Consider the following 21091-nt stretch of genomic DNA (forward strand, 5'->3'; position numbering starts at 1 on the left):
CTAGTACCTCACACTTCCTATTATCTTTTTAGAGATTAAATCACTTGATTTAAGAATTACTCTTATTTTACTAAAAAGTACTTGCCCTTTGTAATTATCTAGATATATTTTAGCTCCACTAATTTCTGAATAAGTAACTGCTATTCCCCTTTCTGTATCAGTGATTTTTGCTTTTACTTCTTTTCCTATATTTTTTAAAGCCCATCTTGCATATTTTCTATCTTCATAGTCCCAAACCATTTGATCTATTTTTCTCTCTTGCGTAGAGATATATTCACATATAACATCTATATCTTTTGGAGTTTGTTTTGTTTTTAAAATTCTATGTAAAACTAAATCAGAGTATCTTCTAATTGGACTTGTAAAATGAGAATATGAAGCAAACCCTAGTCCAAAGTGTCCTAAGTTTTTAGAACTATATTTTGCTTGAGTTTGCGAATGAATAATGAGTTCATCAATCTCCTCACGCAAAGTCGTTTTATTTGCTTTTTCTTGTATATGTGTGATTGTAGTATGAACATCGTTTTGCAATTTTACTTTTACACCTAAAGCATTTACTTCATCTACAAGTTTTGATATGGCTTTAAATGGTGGCTCTTCGTGTATTCTAAAAATTCCTACACTATTAACTTTTTTACTAGCTTCAATATTTGCTAAAAGCATACACTCTTCTATTAGTTGATGTGAAGCAGATGATCTCTCTATCTCTACACTTTGAATATCTCCATTTTTTAATTTTAGTCTATGCTCACTACTTCTAAAATCATATCCCTTTACAAGCCTTTTTTTTCTAAATGCTTTTGTAACCTCATATAGTGGTAAAATATAATCAAAGATATTTTTCTCAGTTTGAGTAAAAGTATCAAACTTCTCTTCTAATACTCTATCAATTCTACCATATGAAAATTTCTTGTGTGAGTTTATAAGTGCTTCAAAAAGTTCTGATTTTTTCACTTCAGATTTCTCTAAATCTAAATATATTTTAAATACATATGAGTATCTATCAACACCCTCTTTTAAAGAGCATAAATCTTCACTTAACTCATTTGGCAACATTGGTAAAACTTTTGAAGGCAAATATGCAGACATAGATTTTTTATATGCTAATTCATCTAATGCACTTCCCTCTTTTACAAAATATGAAACATCGGCTATCGCTACATATAAAACTGCATTTTCCCAATCAAAATATATCGCATCATCATGGTCTTTGGCAGTATTAGGGTCAATTGTACAAAAAGGTAAATCTCTTAAATCTACTCTTTGTTTTATATCATCCATCTTAGCTTCAACTTCAATTTTTGTATTAACCCTATAATCTTCTGAATACAAATGTAGAGATATTATCTCATCAACTCTATTGTCACTTATATTTCCAAAGTTTTTTAATACTTCAAAACTTTTACTATCTATTAATAAAATATCTCCTTCAGCTAAGTTTTTATCAACTTTTGCTTGAAGTTTTATTGACTCTTTTATTGTAAAATAATTTCTATCTTTTATATAAACTAATATTTCACTTTTTTTACTATTTGAAAAAACTTTTTCCACTTTTGCTTTTATTTTACTTCTTGGATTAAAGACCCTTTTTGCAAGGACTAAATCCCCATCATATGCACCATTTAAATGTTCGAAATCTAAATTTATATTTTTATGTTCATTAAGTAAATCACAAAGAATAGCTTTATTCTTTTCTATTTTTACTATTCCAACTCTATATTTAGAGTTTATTTCATATGTTTCATTTTTTATAATAAAACCATCTTTCATAAAACCTTTCAATATCTCTATCTCTTGTTCATCAAAATCTTTTATATGTTGTTGTATCTTTTGAAATAATTCATTAAACAAATCTTAAACCTTTAAACTATTTATATATTTTAATATAACTTTTGCTAATATTATATAGTTATATATCACAAAATATACCCTAACAGAAGGAGGAGTATTTTGTTCAATAAAATCATACTCTCATTACTCTTAACATTTATATTTTCTATTAATCTTTATGCAAATAAGCCAATTCTTATTTTATATTCAGGTGTAACGATGGTTAAACCAATGAAAGAGATTGCAAAAATAATTGAAGAAAAATACAACTGCATAATAAAAGTTTCACAAGGAAGTTCAAAAGACCTGTACGAATCTTTAAAATATTCCCAAAAAGGTGATTTATATCTGCCAGGAAGTGCATCTTATAGAATAAATAATTTAAAAGATGGATACCTACTAGAAGGTGTAGAGATAGGTTTTAATCAAGCTGCAATTTTTGTGAGAAAAGGAAACCCCTTAAATATAAAAAGTTTAGATAGTTTTGTTAATAAAAATATTAAAACAATTCTTTGTAATCCGGAAGCAGGAAGTATTGGTCGAGAGACAAAGAAGATATTTTTAAAATATAAAGATAAATCATTTTTAAATAAAGCCTATGATAACTCTATATTTATAGGGACTGATTCTAGAAATTTAAATCGTGCTCTAATTGAAAATGAAGCTAATTTAACTATCAATTGGAGAGCTACAGCATTTTGGAATGAAAATTCAAAATATATAGATATTGTTCCTTTACCTGAAAAGCTAGCATCTAAGAAAAAGTTGATTATTTCACTTTTAAAATTTTCAAAGAATAAAAAAATTGCAAGGGCATTTATTGATTTCGCAAGTTCAAAAAAAGGTCAAAAAATTATGAAAAAATATGGTTTTGTTAGGTAGACATTGATTAAAGCAAAAATAAATAAAACATTAAAGCATCTTATTTTATTAATAGCTATTTTTGTGATGGGAATGGTTGTTTTAGTTTCTTTACATAGTTTTTTTCTTCATTTAATAGATGATTTAGATAAAAAAACTGAAAATTTAAAAGCAAAAATAGAGATTGGTGAATTTATTATAAATGATATATATAAAATAAGATCTGATTTTTATGAATTAGCTACAACTGTAACTAGCAAAAAAAGTCTTGAAGGAGTAAATAAAAGACTAGATGAAAAAATAAAATTTATTGAAAAATGTTTAAATGTATTAGATAAAGGGGGAAAGCTAGAAAGAGTTATCAAATTAAATATTGAAGGGCACTATAACTCTACAAAACTAGTGATTTATAAAAAAATAGATAACACTCCATCTTTAGAAGTTATAGAATTAGCACCCAAAATTCAAGAATTAAAAAAAATAATAAAAGAGATTAATTTATTGATAATTGAACAAATAGATAATAGCGAATCAAATGACATTGAAAATTTTATGCTTCAAAACAGAACAATAAAGAGATTTTACAAAAGAACTCCTGCTTTTTTTATAAGAATAACTGAAAATGCCAATAGACTACTTTTTGAAGGAAATCTTGAATTAGAAAAAATAGAAAAAAAACTTATAGAACAAAAAAATCAATATACAAATTTAGAGTTTTTCTTAATAATAAACTTTATATTATTTGCAATTCTTCTAGGAACAATTATAGCAATTCAAATCAACAAAAATACTAATCTTTTACAAAGACAAGAACAGTTTACAAGGGGAACACTAGATTCACAAGAGAGTATTGTAATTGTTAGTGATGGAGAAAAGATGATTGATGCAAATGAAGCATTAATCAATTTCTTTGACAACTATGATAACTTTGATGACTTTAAAAGAAACCATTTATGTATATGTGATTTTTTTGAAGAACATGAAAACTTAGGTGATGAATTTATTACTGATAGAATTTACAAAAATATGATTTGGTATGAAAATATAATTGAAAATCCAAATATTTTACATAAAGTGGCAATTTCTAAAAAAGATAAAATACACTACTTTTCAATAACTGCAACAATGAAACAATTAGACAAAGATAATAGTATTGTTATTGTTACCTTAAATGACATAACTGAAGAGATGAGAATACAAAAAGAGTTAAAAAAACTTAATGAAAATCTTGAAGAGATTGTAGATGAAAAAACAAAAGAACTACAAATACTTAATGAAAATCTTGAACAGAGAGTTGAAGAGGAAGTTAAAAAAAACAGAGACAAAGAAAGAGCCTTAATCCAACAATCAAGATTTGCAGCATTAGGTGAGATGATTGCAAATATTGCCCACCAATGGAGACAACCTTTATCTGCAATATTAACAACTGTTACATCAATACAACTGCAAAGGGAACTTAAAATTGCAAGTGAAAAAGATATTGATAATTGTCATAACTCTATTGTAAAATATGTAAAATTTCTTAATCAAACAATTGAAGATTTTAGAGGCTTTTTTAACCAAGATAAAAAATTAGTTAAATACAATATTATTGATGTAATAAATAATGCAACCTCTATAACAAGTGCCGTATACAAAAACCATTCAATAAATATTGTTTTTGAATCAAAAAAAGATAAATATGAGATAACTGGCTATCCAAATGAATTATCACAAGCTTTATTAAATATCTTAACAAATGCAAAAGATATTTTAATAGAAAGAACAATCAAAGAAAAAATTGTAAAAATTAAAATTGATGAAAATGATAAAAATATAAATATTGAGATAACTGATAGTGCAGGTGGAATAGACGATAATGTTTTATTAAAAATATTTGACCCATATTTTACTACAAAACATAAATCTCAAGGAACAGGAATAGGTCTTTATATGAGTAAATATATCATTGAAAAAAATGTAAAAGGCTTATTAAGTGCAAGCAATCAGAGTTTTGAATATGAAAATAAAATTTATAATGGTGCTTGTTTTAAAATAGAATTACCTAAGATTTAACTTTATTTAGATATAATCCAACAAAATTTACTAGAGGAACTATAAATGGCATTAAATGTTTACTACGATAAAGATTGTAATATCGAATTAATAAAATCAAAAAAAGTTGCTATGATCGGATTCGGATCACAAGGGCATGCACACGCTGAAAACTTAAGAGATTCAGGTGTTGAAGTTGTTGTTGGTCTTAGAAAAGGTGGTTCATCATGGGCAAAAGCAGAAGCAAAAGGTTTTGAAGTTAAAACTGTAGCTGAAGCTACTGCAGCTGCTGATGTTGTTGTGATTTTATTACCAGATGAAAATCAAGCTGATATCTATGAAAATGAGATTAAAGCTAATTTAAAAGATGGTGCTTATGTATCATTTGGACATGGTTTTAATATTCACTATGGAAGAATTGCTCCAGCAGCAAATATTAACGTAATGATGGTTGCGCCTAAAGCTCCAGGTCACACAGTAAGATCTGAGTTTACTAAAGGTGGAGGGATTCCTGACCTTATTGCTATTCACCAAGATCCATCAGGAGATACTAAAGATGTTGCTTTAGCTTACGCTTCTGCAATCGGTGGTGGTAGAACTGGTATCATTGAAACTACATTCAAAGACGAAACAGAGACTGACCTTTTTGGAGAGCAAGCTGTATTATGTGGTGGAGCTACTGCATTAGTTGAAGCTGGTTTCGAAACTTTAGTTGACGCTGGATACGCTCCAGAAATGGCATACTTTGAGTGTTTACACGAATTAAAATTAATCGTTGACTTAATGTATGAAGGTGGTATTGCAGATATGAGATATTCTATTTCAAATACTGCTGAATATGGAGATTATGTTTCTGGACCTAGAGTTATCAATGATGAGTCTAAAGCGGCTATGAAACAAATCTTAAAAGAGATTCAAAATGGTGTATTTGCTAAAGACTTTATCTTAGAAGGTCAAGCTGGATACCCAAGAATGAATGCTGAAAGAAAAAATTCAAGAGCTTCAAGAATTGAGCAAACTGGTGAAAAACTAAGAGCTATGATGCCTTGGATTGCTTCAAATAAAATTGTAGACCAAGACAAAAACTAAAAATTTATTTAAAGTAAGGTTTAAACCTTACTTTAAATCTACTAAATTTTCATGACAAAAAGAAAAAAAACTACTAGAAGAAAAAATACAAAAACTAATAAGAGTAATATTAAGTTAATAAACTTTCTTTTATTCATAATTATATTACTGCTTATAGCAATTGGTTTTTTAATATATACAATTGATACAAATAAATTAAAAGAGACTAAAAAAGAGATCCCTAAAGTAGTAAAAAATATTGAAAAAAAAGTAAAAGAAACAAATGATGAATTTGATAAATATTTTGAACAAATAGAAAAAATCAAAAAAGATAAATTTGAAGAATATACAAAAGATTTTTATAAAGAGTATTCTGACACAGAAGAAATAAAAACAATAAAGAAAAAAGAAGACAACAAAAGAACTGAAGAAAAACCTAAAGTAATAACTACAAACAAACCTAAGCTTGCAATTATTTTTGATGATGTTACAACAGAATATCAAATAAATAAAATCAAGGATATAGGATATACTACTACTTTATCTGTAATGCCTCCAACAAAAAGACATCCTAATTCTGCAAAAATTACAAAAGATTTACCATTTTATATGATTCACCTTCCTCTTGAAGCTAGAGTATTTAAAAATGAAGAAACTAGTACTCTACATGTAAATGATTCTTACGAAAAGGTAGAAAAAAGAATTGCCCAAATAAGAAAATTGTATCCAAATGCAAAATACACTAACAATCATACAGGAAGTAAATTTACAGCAAATGAACAAGCTATGGATTATCTATTTAAAGCTTTAAAAAAATATGATTTTATTTTTGTAGATAGTCGTACAACCAGTAAAAGTGTGGCTAAAAAAATGGCTAAAAAATATAATATGCCATATATCTCAAGAAATGTTTTTTTAGACAATGAACAAGATTTTAAGTATATTCAAGGACAATTAAAGAAAGCAATCAATATTGCCAAGAAAAATGGTTCTGCAATTGCAATTTGCCATCCCCATTCAATCACAATAAAAACTTTAAAAGAATCTAAATTTTTATTAGATGGATTAGATATGATACATCTAAATCAATTGCCTTCTTTATTGAACTAATTTATTTTAAATATCTAAATACTTAGAAAGACTTATTTTAAGTCCACTACTTTTAAAATCTCTCATAAATGTTTTTACCCTTAACTCACCAAAATCATTTATAGCATCTACTATAAAATTGTTTTTTGTATCACTAGCTGAAATAATTTTTTCACCACCAATCGCATCATTTAAATAAATTGATCTCATAAAAGCATTATAATCATTCTCAAATACCATTTTTATTTTTATCCTTTTTTATCTCATCTTTTAAAATCTCTTTTTTAAGATTATCAAATCTTTTTTGTAAAAGTTTAATATCTAGCTTTTTTTCAGATTCCATATTTATCCTTTTTATGGATTATATTATTAATACTCATTAATCAGTTTTGTTGCAATTGAAGCAATATGTTTTTGATCAACATTACCATATTTCATTCTAAATAGTTTTACAATTGAGCAAACCATTTTTGGATCTACCCCGCATACTGAAGTTTTCAAGTATCTTCTTACTTCCCTTTTAATCATTAAATCAGACATACCCTCTCCTTTTTGATATTAATTATCAAAATAATAACAATATAAAACTTAAACCAATATAATATCTATAATAATTATTAAATATACTATTAAATTTATGTTTTCATTTTAATTTATTATATATATAAGGATATTTAAAATATAATTTTTATAATTATAAGGTTTATTATGACAAAAGAATATAATGATAGAATTGAAGAATTAGAACATATGAGTAGATATCCAGAAAATATCTATTATAGAGGAAATCTAAATTTATTAAAAAAAAGAAAAGTATCTATAGTAGGGAGCAGAAAACCCTTATCATACACAAATAAAACTACCTTTAAACTTGCAAATGAACTTGCAAAAAGAGACATAATTATTGTAAGTGGTGCAGCATTAGGCGTAGATGCGATTTCCCATAAAGCAGCATCCCCAAATAACACAATAGCTGTTATGGCAAATGGTTTAGATATAAAATACCCAGCTGTTAACAGTAAACTAATCTCTTCAATTGAAAATGAAGGTTTAGTTTTAAGTATGTATCAAGATACACAAAAACCTAGAAATTATACATTTGTACAAAGAAATGAACTTGTGGTTGCCTTAGGTGAAATATTAATTGTCACTCAAGCAGATTTAAATAGTGGAACTTTATCATCAATAAATTATGCATTAAAAATGGGGAAAGAGGTTTATACTATACCTCACCAGATAGATGATAGTCTAGGTACACAAAAGTTGCTTGAAAAAAATCTAATCAAGCCCATATATAATCTAGAAGATTTTGTAAATAACTTTGGTAAAATAAAAAAAAGTGAAGATGAAAAACTTAGTAGTTTTTTAAATACTTTTCCATCATATCAAGATGCACTTAGATTATATAAAGACAAAATATTTCAACTTGAATTAGAAGGTAAAATAGTTATAGAAAATGGTTTAGTTAAACCTATTTAAATAGAACATCTTCTTTTTCCCTTTATAAATCGTAAGATAAAATATCCTAAAACTCCAGAAAGAAAAGAACCTATTAAAATTCCTAATTTATCTGTATAAAAAAACTGATGACTATTTTCAAAAGCAAGGCTGTCAATAAATAAACTCATAGTAAAACCTATCCCAGTTAATACTGATACACCATATAACTGCGCCAATGTTGAACACTTAGGAAGTTTTGCGAGATTGTATTTAATTGCCAAATAAGAAAAAACAAAAACTCCAAGCTGTTTACCTATAAATAGACCAAAAATAATCCCTAATGCAGTGGGATTTGACATTTTATCTATTGATACATTACTTAAATCTACACCTGCATTAACAAATGCAAATAAAGGTAAAATATAAAATGCAACCCAATAATGTATATGGTGCTGTAAAGATTTAGCAGGAGATACCAATTTTCTTTTTTCATTTACTGCATGTAAAGGGATACAAAATGCAACTATAATCCCTGCAAGTGTCGCGTGTACACCTGATTTTAATACAAATATCCATAGTAATATTCCAAAAATCCAATAAAATCCCAATCTTGTAACTTTAAATCTATTTAAAACAAATAGCATCAATATACATATTCCAGCTAAAGAGATTGCATGAAAAGATAAATCATTTGTATAAAAAAATGCAATAATCAAAATTGCACCTAAATCATCAAATATTGCCAATGCCATCAAAAATATTTTTAAAGATACAGGAATTCTTCTACCTAAAAGAGATAAAATTCCTAAAGCAAATGCAATATCTGTTGCAGTAGGAATTGCCCATCCTTGTAAAGAGTAATCATCCCCATAATTAAAAATAAAATATATAAATGCGGGAACAATCATTCCCCCTAAAGCTGCAATAGCAGGAAGAGCTATTTTACTTGGAGTTGATAAATGTCCAGCAATAACTTCTCTTTTTATTTCTAAACCAATTAGAAGAAAAAATACTGCCATAAGTCCATCATTTATCCACAAAATCAGTGGTTTATCAATATCAAGTATATGTCCAACTTTAAATGTAATTTGAGTTTCAAGTATAGAAGTATAGTATTCAGAAAAAGAAGAATTATTTAAAATAAGTGCCGCAATTGTTGCAAAAATTAAAATAATACCTGAAGTAGATTCTTTTTTAATATATTTTTTTACTAAGATTTTCACAACTTCTCCTAATAAAATTGTATTTTATAAATACAAAATACAATTTTATTTCTAAGAGAAGTATTAATTATGAGAAATTATTTTTTATTTAATCTTAAAAACTTTCCCATTCATCATCATCTTTTGTATTGCTTTTTATCTCATTATTTGAAACTTTTTTTGTTTCCTCTTTTCTAGGTGTAACTTTTTTATCAAATGATGTAAACTCTTTTTTAGTTTGTGAAGTATTAGTTCTTGCTTTTACTTCATTTTTCCCTAAGAACTCTTTTGATTGTGCATCTGCTACTATCTCTTTTGCTATAGTATCAGCTTCAACTGCAATGTCATGCGTTTCTGTTGCAATTTGTGCATTTTGCTGAGTTTGTTGGTCTAACTGATTAACAGCATCATTAATTTGAGTAATACCTTGTTCTTGTTCTTTACTAGCATTTGCAATCTCTGATATTTTTTCAGTTGATTTACTAATATCTACTAATAATTCTTCATATCCAGAAATCATTTGATTACTAATCTCTTTTCCTTGAGAAGCTTTAGTTGTAGCATTTTCAACTAAATCTTTAATCTCTTTAGCAGCTTCAGCAGATCTAGAAGCTAAATTTCTAACCTCTTGAGCAACAACAGCAAAACCTTTTCCAGCTTCACCAGCTGTAGCAGCTTCAACAGCAGCATTTAATGAAAGAATATTTGTTTGGAATGCAATTTGATCAATTACTGATATTGCTTCATTAATCGAATTTACTTGATCAGTAATATCTTCCATAGCTTTAGTAGTATTTTGGGCTAAAGTTTGTCCTGTTTGTGCAGAGTTACTTAGATTATCTGCATAATCACTCATAAGTTGTACATTTTCAGCATTATTTACAATTGTACTTGTAATCTCTTCAAGAGCTGCTGCTGTTTCTTCTAATGAAGCTGCTGCCTCAGTTGAACTTTTATTTAATGTATCTACATTTACTATTAATTTATCTGATGAATTATCAAGAGTTAACCCTATAGTATATGATTGTTTTAACAGATTAGATATCTCATCTGTTAAGAAATTTAGACTCTCTAAAAGTTTTTTAATATCACCTTCAACATTTTTAGCATCAATTTTTCTTGTAAAATTATAATTACTAAATTCTGATAAAACAACATTTATTGAATCAATTTTATCTTTTATACCACTTAACATTGTATTTAAAGCACTACATAATTGAACCAATTGTGGATTATTTGGCTCACTTTTAACAAGATTATTCAAATATCCTTGATTTGCTTTTTCTACTATAGATAAAACCTCTTTTACAGTTTCATTATCTTTTAATAAACCTTTTTTTGTTTTTTCTATACTTTCATTCACAGATTGTGCCATTAAAGCAAATTCATCTTTACCATCAATCTCTAATAATTTACTATCTTCACTCTCTCTATTTATAAATGCAAAAAATGAAGCTAAACCATCTTTAAATTTTTCAATTGAACCAATAATAATATTTGATAACATTATCGAGAAGATAACAAATATAAGAACTGAAACAATAACAATACCGATTAGAATACTATTCATAGTAGATTCTGCATCATCTCTTAACTCTTGAGCACTATTATTTATCTTTTTTAGTTCCTCTTCAAGCTTTAAACCTGAATTAACCATCTTACTAATTATTGGTTTTAACTCTTCAGATTCTTTTAAAATACCATTTTCATAATCTATTATTCTCTGTTTTGAAAATTGATTAAAGTATTTTATATAATTTGACGACTCTTTTAAGATATTGTCACATAGCTTTTTATTTGATTCTTGACTAACATTTTCTCTTAAATCAGATACATTTTTATCAAGTTCTTTAAAACTTACAACAACATTTTGTGCGTTTGCATCAGATGGTGCACGCAAAAACTGATAAACAGCTATTCTACCCTTCAACACTTGTTGAATAAAAACTTCTGTTTGTACTGCTGATTCTATTCTAAACTTTACAAGATTATTATAATATGTAAAGATGATTGTAACTATTGTCACAATTAAAACATAAACAATTGGTACAAGCATTAATTTTATCTTTGTACTAAAATTTTTTAACATACGTCCCCCCTAGGTTCATTGACTATTATATCAATAATAGCATATTAGATATTAAATTAATTAACGAAAAATTATAAAAAAATTATATTTTAAACAAAAAAGTAACAAAAGTAATAAGAAATAACATAAAAATGTTATTTCTTATCTAAGTTGATAAGTTATATCCCCAGCACCAACTCCTAAAATTATTCCAGAATCAATTGTTTTAATTATTTTTTCATCTTTAATTAATTCAACTTTTCCTTTTGAAGTTTTAAGCTTATCTGCAAATATAGGCTTATATTGAGCAAATTCTTTTTCGAAATCTATCTCTATTACTTGCTCTCCGGGAATTGTCCAAATTGGCAAAATAATCAATTCATCACATCTTCTAAAACATCTTTTAAAACCCTCTAAGTTATCATTTGTTCTAGAATATTTATGTGGTTGCCAAATAACTACTCTTTTATTTATATTTGTAAGGTTATCGTATAACTCAACTGACTTCATAGTAGCCTCAATTTCAGTTGGATGATGTGCATAATCATCAATTAATGCAAAATTTTCATTTTTTTGAACTAAATCAAACCTTTTTTTAATCCCTTTGTAGTAAGTTATATTTTTTCTAATAGTTTCAATATCAAGTTCATTTAAAGCTGCTAATATTGCCAATGAAGCATCAACTGCAATATGATAACCAAAGCCCCACACTTCAAAAGAACCTAAATCTTTTAAATCAAATTTAGTACAAGGCTCTCCATCTTTTAAAAGATATGATAAATTTTTAATATCACAACTTGGATATAAAAAATCTGCATCTTTGATATCTAATTTTTGAATATGTTCATCTTCACCGTTTAAAACTCTTTTAGTTCCCAACTCTATAAATTTTCTATAAGCTTCATAAAATTTTTCATAATCATAATGGTAATACTCCATGTGTTCTGGTTCTGCATTAGTAACAATAGAACAATATGGATTTGACAAAAGAAAAGAAGCATCCGACTCATCTGCTTCAAAACAAACTAAATCATTTACATATCTAAAATTTGAACCAAAATCTTTTGAGATAGCACCTATTAAAGTTGAACTTTGCATTATTGAAGCTAATATTGCAGTTGTTGTTGATTTTCCATGAGCTCCTGCTACGCAAAAATTCTTTTTATCACCTAATACAATCGGTAAAGCCTCTTTTCTTGACAAAGTTCTTATTTGTTTTAATCTTGCTTCAATTAATTCTGGATTTTCATCTGTAACTGCTGCTGAATATATAACTAAATCAAAATCTTCTGAAATATTTTTTGCATCTTGAGGAGATGATACTTTTATTCCTTCTTTTTCCAATTCTAAAGTGATTGGGGAACTTTTCATATCTGAGCCACTTACTTCATGACCATCATAATTTAAAAATCTAGCTAATGCAGAAAGGCCTATTCCACCTATTCCTATAAAATGTACTTTCATTAATTTCCTAATAAATGTTTTAATTCTTTATATTCTTTTTCTAAAATATCTGTATTATTATTTATATGTTCGTTTAAATTATATATAAAATTTGTAATAAAATACCCATACTTTTCCTCATCATTTGTATTACTTAAATCAACTTCTTTTTCATAAAAAGTATCTAAATCAATCCCTTTTGACAGTGCAATTATATGTGATTGTAACCCTTTACATAGTTTTTCATCATCAACAATATTTGATAAAACAAAAAGTAATTCCTTTGCACCTTGTAAATTTTCATAGCTCCATCTTTCAATTGCATGCTCATAAAATGCTCTTGTAAAATATAAATCATCATCTTCAAGGTTTAATTTTCTTTTTTTGATAATCTCTTCTACATTTTCAAAAGATATTTGTAAAATATTTTGATATATCTCATTTATTTTTTCTTCATCTAAATCTAAAATTAAAAATGAATCTAAAACCTCATACAAAGCTGAAATATTTTTTGTATTTATTGCGTCCACTCTTGTTTTTTCTAAATATTTTAGAAAATCTGGATTTGTTCTTGCTTCTTGAAGTTGCTTTTTATCCATCTATAAAATCCTTCAATCTTTCTAATACCTCTTTAGTTTTATTTTCATTTTCAACAAGAGCAATTCTTACATACCCTTTTCCAATACCATTTCTTCCTAAAAAACTTCCTGGTAAAACTTTTATATGTTTCTCTTCAAAAAGTTTTTTTGTAAACTCCAACTCATCATCAACTTTTAACCAAATATAAAAAGTAGCTTTTGGAGGATTAACTCCTAAAATCTCTTTTGCTAATTGGAAATTTTTCTTATAAATTTTTCTAAATGCATCAACATGTGATGATTCATTCCAAGCTACAGTTGCTGCTTTTTGTAAAGGCACAGGTGAAGCACACCCTACATAAGTCCTATACTTCATATACTCTTTTAATATTTTTGCATCTCCTGCTATAAATCCACTTCTTAAACCAGGAGCTGAGCTTCTTTTTGAAATTGAATTCATAACTAATACATTTTTAAATTCAGTGTTTCCAACTGCTAAACTAGCTTCTAATAATGAAGCAGGTTTATCACTTTCATCAAAATATATCTCAGAATAACACTCATCATTTACCAATATAAAATTAAACTCTAAAGCTTTTTTAACCCAAAGGGCTAATTCATCTTTTGTCATCTCAGCAGAAGTTGGATTATTTGGATAGTTTAAGATTACCAAATCACATTTTTTTAACTCATCATCACTTAATTGAGCTTTAAAGTCATTTTCTAAAGTTAAATCAATATGTATCACTTTAGCTCTACTTGCAATTGCAGCACCCTCATATATTTGATAAAAAGGGTTTGTAAATGCTATAGTTGGGTCTTTTTTATCAAATAGTGCAAATTGTGGGAAGTTGAAAAGTACCTCTCTTGTACCAAAAGTAGGAATAATTTGTTCATTTTCCAAATCTACATTAAATCTATTTTTAACAAAGTTTCTCATTGCATCTTTTAACTCAGGTAAGCCTGCACTTGCTGGATATTTTTGTAACAAAGTAGTGGTTCTTGCTAACTCTTCTTGAATAAAACTTGGGGTTTCAAATTTTGGTTCCCCTATTGTTAAGGCACTTAACTCATATTTATCACTTGGTTTTATACCCTCTAATAATTCATTTAATTTTTCAAATGGATATTTCTCAAAATTCATTTTTTTCCTTACTCTTCAATAACTGGTATTAACAGTTGATTATAATTACCCATATCAAAAGATATTAAATCTGGGTTTGTATATAAAAATTGCCATGAAAGCCTTGTTTTTAACATACTTTGTTTTAATGGCAATATTTGTAATATATTTGTATGTTTTTTTAATTCTCTAATTGGATTCTTATCATTTGAAACAATCTCAATTTTTTCATTAAATATTTTTGCTAAATTTTCAAAATGGTCTAATAGATTTGATTTATCTTTATTTTCCCCTAAAGGATCCATATTGAAAATTTTTGTTTTTGTTTTTAATTGACTTGATACATCAAATACAACTGGTGAGATTTGCTCATAAGAGTTTACATCATTAATTAAAACAACTGATCTTTTTACACCTGTTCCATCAACGTTTTCACCGATTTTAAATACTGGAAGTTTTAAATCTAATACATGTTTACTTTTTTTCCTATTATTAAACATCTCATTAGTTAAAATCAACATTCCAATATCATAAGCCCTAGTATCACTTTTTAATAATTTTTCCATACCTAAATTATGATAATCCATTTTTAACTCAACTGAATCATTATTAGCAAAAGTTTTTTTAATCTCTTCTAGTACACTTACTGTAGTTGGCCTTGTAATTCTAATAATCAATTTACCATTTTTTAATCTTTGATGTAAAAATTGAACCTCATCAATTACATTTAAAATTCTTTCATCTGTTTGTAAATACATATCTAAATATAGATATAAGTTGTGTCCAAAAGGCATAGGAAATTGACCTTGTGATTTTCCTATTGCATTATAAACTTGCATTAAAACAGCTGGTTTACCAATAACTAATATTACATCATTGGGTTTCAAAATCAATGATGGTTTTATATTTATAAGCTTTTCACCCCTATATAGGCCAAATATTTTCCACTCTTTTTGTTCTATTGAACCTATATATCTATAAGCATATGAACTTCCAAAAGGGATTTTAATCTCCATGATTTCACCCTGTTTTAATCCAATATTTTGTGCCATTACAGGAATATTTGGAAGTCTTTCTACCATTCCATTAGCTAAAACCTCTATTCCTTTGTATACATTTACATATGGGTCTTTTATATTTATTCCCCAATAATCAAGTATAGCCATAGGAAGGTTTTTCTTTCTAGCTTTTATATTTTTTATAACATTTAACATCTCATCTTTTGAGTTTAATGCTACTAAAACTTGTGTGTGTACATCTTTATCTAATACCATAGCTAGCTTAGATTCTGATGTTGGATCAAATTTATAAAAAGTAAAATTAGATGCTTTTTGCTCCGGGACTATTGCATCATTCATATAAACAACATCATAACTGTTTTCAGTTGTATTTGTTTCTATAATTCTTTGCATTAATTTTTTTGCAACAATACCATCAAGAATAATTAATATTTTTTTCATACGGTATTATATCAAAAAGTACTAAATTTTAGATGCTTATTTGTTTTTGATATTTTTATCTAAAAAATTTTTATAGAATAGTTCTAATTTATCTAAATCATGCTCTTCTACTTCACTTACATTTTGGATTTGTATATAGTTTGTAGTTTCGGAATTATCTCCCGTTTTATTTATATTTGAAATAAGTTTATTAGCTATTTCAGATATTTTTTTATCCATATTTTTTCTTTTAAAACCCATTCCTAAAAAAAAGATTTTTTCTGATTTAGTTATGATCTCGACTTTTTCTTTTATTTGAGGATTTAATTCTATCATAGTATCATACATAGATTTAGACATTATCGAAATACTATTTTCTTTAAAAAAAGGTTCATAAAATAGTTTTTTGGGTTTATTTACTTTTTTTATTTTTGAAGATATATTATTTATAGATTCTAAATCAATTAAAGACTCAAACCATATCTTTGCATATTTATCTATATATAAAACCTCTTGAGTTTCAAGATTATTTAATGTAAATTTTGATTTTTGATTTTTGATTAAATATAACTCTTCAAATTTTTCACTTGATCTGCTTACAATCCATTTTTTATCAGAATAATCATTTATATATTTTTTATTTTCTAAATAAAACAGATCATTTGATAAGATTGCAGAGAGTTTTTTATCTTTATAATCTTTTAAAAGAGCTCTTTCATCTTTATAAAACTTTATACTTAATTTTATATCTGGATATTCTTTATTTATGTACTTTTCCCAAAGTCTTGCACCAACTTCAGATATGTTTTTATCATTTATAAAAAGTCTATCATAATACATACCTATATTAATAGTCATTTTTGCATTTAAATTTAAAGTAAGTAAAAAAGTTAAAATAAGAAATTTAAAAAACTTCATAATACCCCTTATATATTTGGCACAGATATTGTAAACACTGCCCCATCCTTACTATTTTCTACTTTTAATTCTCCTTGCATATTCTCTTCAATAATCATTTTTGACATATAAAGTCCAATTCCTGTACCTTGAGACTTATGTTTTGTTGTAAAATATGGTTCAAATATTTTATCTATAATATTATTATCAATTCCACCTGCATTATCTTTTATTGCAAGTACACCTAAACCATTTTTTTCATAGATTTTTAAATCTATAGTGGGGTTTTGGATACTTCTATCTACTAAAATATCTTTTGCATTATTTAATATATTCATAATTGCTTGAGCATATTCATTTGCAAAACCATTTACAATTATCTCTTTTTCAACATCTATATTTACACTTATATGATAATATTTAAAACTTGCCCCAACTAATTCTAAAGATTGTTTTAACATTGTCTCAATATTAAAATTCTCTTTTTCTTTATTTGGTTTAAAAAAATTACTAAAATCTTCAATTGTATTTGAAAGATATATAGAGGTTTTCATAATAGTTTCAACTTTATTTAACTCTTCTTTTTCTGAAGAGATACCAAACTCTTTTTCAACTTTTATACCTGATGCAGCTGTTGTTATAATAGATAAAGGCTGTCTCCATTGATGAGCAATATTTCCTATCATCTCACCCATTGCAGCTAATCTTGATTGTTGGATAAGTAGTCTCTCTTGATCTGTTCTTTTTTCCACTTCATCTTTTACTTTTTTGTCTAATTGTTTATTTAAATATTCTAATTCAATTGTTTTTTCTTCAAGTTTTTTATTTGTTTCATTTAACTCTAATGTTCTAATCTCTACTCTATTTTCAAGCTCTTCATGGGATTCTTTTAACTGTTCTTGAGAACTTTGTATTTTAGAAATCATTTTATTAAAACTATTTGATAATTGTCCAAATTCATCTTTACTTTTATAGTCACTTCTTACTTGTAAATTGCCATGGGAAATCTCATTTGCAATCTCATTTAATTTAATTATTGGTTTTGAAAAACTTTTTGCTATAAAGTAAGAAACTAAAGAGGTAATAAATAATAAGACAATAAAGAAAAGAGAAAAACTTACATACATACTTGTTATTCTTTTGTTATATTGCTCTAATGAAAAACTTAAATGGATATGTCCCCAGTTTGTTGCAGAGAATACAATTGGATAAGTATAATGAAAGACCATCTCATCTAAAACCTTACTTTTCATAATCTTAGCTCTTGCAGTATCACCCTCAAGTTTCGTAAAACTACTGTCAATACTCTTTTCAAATAACCATTTATCTTTTTTTATTATAAAGTATTCATTAGAATTTTTAGAGATTATAATAGATTTCAACAATTCATGTTGAGAAAGGAATTCATGATTAAACTCTACTATATAAGCTCCATCATTTAAAACAATCGCATCTGAAGTAACATATACAATCATTTTTGCAATACTTTTTGCTTCTAATTGCATAGAATCAATAATCTCTTTTTTTTGATTTTTTACATAATATATTGAAAATATTACAGAAAAAAATAGTATTGATAAAAACATTGATATAAAAATTTTTAAAGATATTCTATTTATACTTACCATTAATACTTTCTTTTCAGTTCTATATATTCATCATAAAATTTTTCTAATTCAAATAAATCTTCTGGATATATTCTTTTAATTTTTACATTTCCTAATAATTCTAATAAAGATTGATAGTCTTTATCAAATGTTCCATCTTTTACTATTTTATCAAATCCATTAATTATCTTTTTACTTACATTTTTGTGCATTAATCCTAATCCAAAAAGAAATATTGGTTTAGATTCTTTTAGAATTGATACTCTTTTTTTAATTGCAGGATTTAATGCTACAATATCATTATAAGCACTTTTTCTTATAACAGAAAAATCTGATTTATTAAAATAAAGATCCAAAACTAATGTAGAATCACTTTGCACTTCTTTAATATTTTTTACAATCTGCTTGTATGGTTTATGTAACTCTTTAAGGGTTATATAATCAAGCCAATCCGAATAATTATCATTTGCTACAAAGGTAGAAAAGTTTTTACCTTTTAAATCTCTTATAGATTTAATATTAGATTTATTATTTACAAGTAAAACATATTGTTGAAACTCTTTATTATAATCAAAAGTAAAATAATACTGAGAAGATTCTTTTAGCCTTTTTCTATCTCTTAAATAGAAACTTGCATAAGTAATAATTGAATTATATTTTGAGTAATTAATATAACTATCAAAGAGTTTTTTATTATTATCTAAAAAAGTAACATCTACAAAATAATTATCCTCATTTAGAGTTTGAAATTGTTTTGAAATTCTCGTCACAACACTTTTTATTTTATTTTGTCGTATTTTATCATATTTACTTATTATTACACCAAAGCTATAATTATTATCTAAATAATCATTAGCTTTTAAAAAGTTTGCTACTAGAGATAATAAAATAAAAAGACTAATAAGTCTGGTTTTCAATTTCTCTACCCACTAATTTATCTATTGTTGCTAAAGATAGTAAATAATCATGAACATTTTTTAAATAATCAGATTTTACATATACTTCCATTAGTTGAGATTGAACTAAATCTCTAGCCTCAACCATTTCATATTGATAACCTTTAAAATTCATTTTACTATTCTCTTTTGCAGTTTTAACTGCATCTTTGAGTATTTGCACTTGATTAAACCCAATTGAACTTTTTATAAACTCATTTTTAAGTTGTAATGCAACAGCATCTTCTAAAAACAACTTCTTTTCATTTATTATACTTTTATCAACTCTTTTTTCAATAACTTCATTTTTTGTTTTAAACCCATTAAATAGATTCATTTTTACAGCTAGCCCTATACTCCATCTATTTTCATCATCTTCATTTAAATAACCATATTCATATGAGTTGTAAGTATGACTTATATTTCCAAAAACATTTACCATAGGATAATAATCTGCTTTTTTTTCTTTTATTTGCTCATCTTTAATTTTTAATGCTAAATTTATAGTTTTTACATCAGGATTTAACCTCATAGCTTCTTTTACAAGCTCTTGTAAAGCAATGTTTTGTTTAAGTATTTTTTGTTCTTCATATACAATTTTTATAGTATCATTATATTTAAGTCCCATTACATTAGCAATTGCACCCTCTAACATTTTCCTGTTTAAATCAATTTTTGCCCTTGTTGATTCAATCAAAGAGGTAAGTAACTTAATATTTAAATAATCTGTTTTCTTAATCTCTAAAGATGTACCATTTTCTAAAAAATCTTTTGTTAAATCTCTACTAAATTTCATATTTGAGTATATACCATCAACTAGATTATATAATTCATTAGTAAGAACATATCCATAAAAATATTTTTTTACATCATAAACAACACTATTTTCATCTCTATTTATTGCTTCTCTTTTAATATCTTTATTTAACCTAGCTTGTTCAATAATAGAAGATATTTTTCCACCTGTGTACAAGGGGTAATTTACTTCAAGTTGACCAACAACAGTATCTCTACCTTTTGCAATACTATCTATGTCTGCATTAATTTGACCTTGAGGAAAAGCATTTGCTGGCATAGCAGATATAGTTGCTTGTGCAGCATCTCTTGCAGCACCTGCTGGAATATTTAAAGTATTAGCTAATGCAAATATTTTTGAATATTCTGAAGATAAAGTAAAATATCCTCTTTGTTGAAATATAGTGTCATTTTTATCTCTATTTGCATAAAAAATTGCATCAAGACTGGGATAATTTGCACTTAATGCCTGTTGATATTGGGCATCTGCCATTTGTAAATTTAACTTAGAGATTCTATTCATTGCATTATTTTGTATAGCTAAATCAATAGCCTTATTTAAATCTACTTCCACTTCTTTTGAGATAAGTGAATTTATTAATAACAATGATGAAATAATTATCTTCTTCAAACTAATACCTTTTTTTAATATTAATTAAATTATAACATTAAGCCTTTTAAA

At 26.2% G+C, this 21091-nt stretch carries 18 protein-coding genes; 5 read left to right on the forward strand and 13 right to left on the reverse strand.

Annotated features, from left to right (window positions below; genetic code table 11):
* Complete coding sequence (locus tag ACKU4C_RS12770) at positions 1-1851, reverse strand: RNB domain-containing ribonuclease (protein ID WP_321312587.1); 1851 nt, start codon at positions 1849-1851, stop codon at positions 1-3.
* A 99-nt stretch (positions 1852-1950) separates the two neighbouring features.
* On the opposite strand from ACKU4C_RS12770, the gene ACKU4C_RS12775 reads away from it, so the two are divergent.
* From ACKU4C_RS12775 to ACKU4C_RS12790, 4 genes are read left to right on the forward strand one after another with little or no spacing between them, the layout of a single operon-like run.
* On the forward strand, positions 1951-2712 hold the full coding sequence (locus ACKU4C_RS12775; RefSeq protein ID WP_321312589.1) for a substrate-binding domain-containing protein: 762 nt from the start codon (positions 1951-1953) through the stop codon (positions 2710-2712).
* Between the two features lie 3 nt (positions 2713-2715).
* Positions 2716-4746: an ATP-binding protein gene (locus ACKU4C_RS12780; RefSeq protein ID WP_321312590.1), complete on the forward strand. Its 2031-nt coding sequence runs from the start codon at positions 2716-2718 to the stop codon at positions 4744-4746.
* 45 nt (positions 4747-4791) lie between these two features.
* Positions 4792-5814, forward strand: coding sequence for a ketol-acid reductoisomerase (gene ilvC, locus ACKU4C_RS12785; RefSeq protein WP_321312591.1), 1023 nt, complete (start codon positions 4792-4794; stop codon positions 5812-5814).
* A 51-nt stretch (positions 5815-5865) separates the two neighbouring features.
* A complete protein-coding gene (locus ACKU4C_RS12790) occupies positions 5866-6903 on the forward strand; it encodes a divergent polysaccharide deacetylase family protein (RefSeq protein ID WP_321312593.1) in 1038 nt (345 codons plus the stop codon).
* A 6-nt stretch (positions 6904-6909) separates the two neighbouring features.
* Here ACKU4C_RS12790 and ACKU4C_RS12795 read toward each other — a convergent pair whose 3' ends face one another.
* Positions 6910-7122: a hypothetical protein gene (locus ACKU4C_RS12795; RefSeq protein ID WP_321312595.1), complete on the reverse strand. Its 213-nt coding sequence runs from the start codon at positions 7120-7122 to the stop codon at positions 6910-6912.
* A 129-nt stretch (positions 7123-7251) separates the two neighbouring features.
* On the reverse strand, positions 7252-7422 hold the full coding sequence (locus tag ACKU4C_RS12800) for a hypothetical protein (RefSeq protein WP_321312596.1): 171 nt from the start codon (positions 7420-7422) through the stop codon (positions 7252-7254).
* Positions 7423-7590: 168 nt separating this feature from the next.
* Between ACKU4C_RS12800 and ACKU4C_RS12805 the strand changes: the two genes are divergently transcribed.
* A complete protein-coding gene (locus tag ACKU4C_RS12805) occupies positions 7591-8361 on the forward strand; it encodes a DNA-processing protein DprA (RefSeq protein WP_321312598.1) in 771 nt (256 codons plus the stop codon).
* Here ACKU4C_RS12805 and nhaA read toward each other — a convergent pair.
* From nhaA to ACKU4C_RS12855, 10 genes are all read right to left on the reverse strand, one after another.
* Positions 8358-9545 (reverse strand): Na+/H+ antiporter NhaA, encoded by a 1188-nt coding sequence (gene nhaA, locus ACKU4C_RS12810; protein WP_321312599.1) that lies wholly within the window; start codon positions 9543-9545, stop codon positions 8358-8360. The genes ACKU4C_RS12805 and nhaA overlap by 4 nt on opposite strands.
* Before the next feature lie 94 nt (positions 9546-9639).
* Positions 9640-11613 (reverse strand): methyl-accepting chemotaxis protein, encoded by a 1974-nt coding sequence (locus ACKU4C_RS12815; RefSeq protein ID WP_321312601.1) that lies wholly within the window; start codon positions 11611-11613, stop codon positions 9640-9642.
* A 141-nt stretch (positions 11614-11754) separates the two neighbouring features.
* A complete protein-coding gene (murC, locus tag ACKU4C_RS12820; protein WP_321312603.1) occupies positions 11755-13056 on the reverse strand; it encodes a UDP-N-acetylmuramate--L-alanine ligase in 1302 nt (433 codons plus the stop codon).
* The gene (locus ACKU4C_RS12825) at positions 13056-13634 is read right to left on the reverse strand and encodes a hypothetical protein (protein WP_321312605.1); all 579 of its coding nucleotides are present in this window, start codon (positions 13632-13634) and stop codon (positions 13056-13058) included. Before ACKU4C_RS12825 ends, murC begins: the two co-directional genes overlap by 1 nt.
* Entirely contained in the window at positions 13627-14757 is a 1131-nt protein-coding gene (locus ACKU4C_RS12830; protein ID WP_321312607.1) for a succinyldiaminopimelate transaminase, read from the reverse strand. The genes ACKU4C_RS12825 and ACKU4C_RS12830 overlap by 8 nt, the downstream gene beginning before the upstream one ends.
* Positions 14758-14765: 8 nt before the next feature.
* Entirely contained in the window at positions 14766-16196 is a 1431-nt protein-coding gene (locus ACKU4C_RS12835) for a TrkA C-terminal domain-containing protein (RefSeq protein ID WP_321312609.1), read from the reverse strand.
* Between the two features lie 36 nt (positions 16197-16232).
* On the reverse strand, positions 16233-17093 hold the full coding sequence (locus tag ACKU4C_RS12840) for a hypothetical protein (protein WP_321312611.1): 861 nt from the start codon (positions 17091-17093) through the stop codon (positions 16233-16235).
* An 8-nt stretch (positions 17094-17101) separates the two neighbouring features.
* Complete coding sequence (locus tag ACKU4C_RS12845) at positions 17102-18700, reverse strand: ATP-binding protein (RefSeq protein WP_321312613.1); 1599 nt, start codon at positions 18698-18700, stop codon at positions 17102-17104.
* Positions 18700-19596, reverse strand: a complete 897-nt coding sequence (locus tag ACKU4C_RS12850; protein ID WP_321312615.1) for a PhnD/SsuA/transferrin family substrate-binding protein — start codon at positions 19594-19596, stop codon at positions 18700-18702. The genes ACKU4C_RS12845 and ACKU4C_RS12850 overlap by 1 nt, the downstream gene beginning before the upstream one ends.
* Positions 19577-21040 (reverse strand): TolC family protein, encoded by a 1464-nt coding sequence (locus ACKU4C_RS12855; RefSeq protein WP_321312616.1) that lies wholly within the window; start codon positions 21038-21040, stop codon positions 19577-19579. The genes ACKU4C_RS12850 and ACKU4C_RS12855 overlap by 20 nt, the downstream gene beginning before the upstream one ends.
* Between the last annotated feature and the right edge of the window lie 51 nt (positions 21041-21091).

This window comes from Halarcobacter sp. (genome assembly GCF_963676935.1).
GTDB lineage: Bacteria > Campylobacterota > Campylobacteria > Campylobacterales > Arcobacteraceae > Halarcobacter.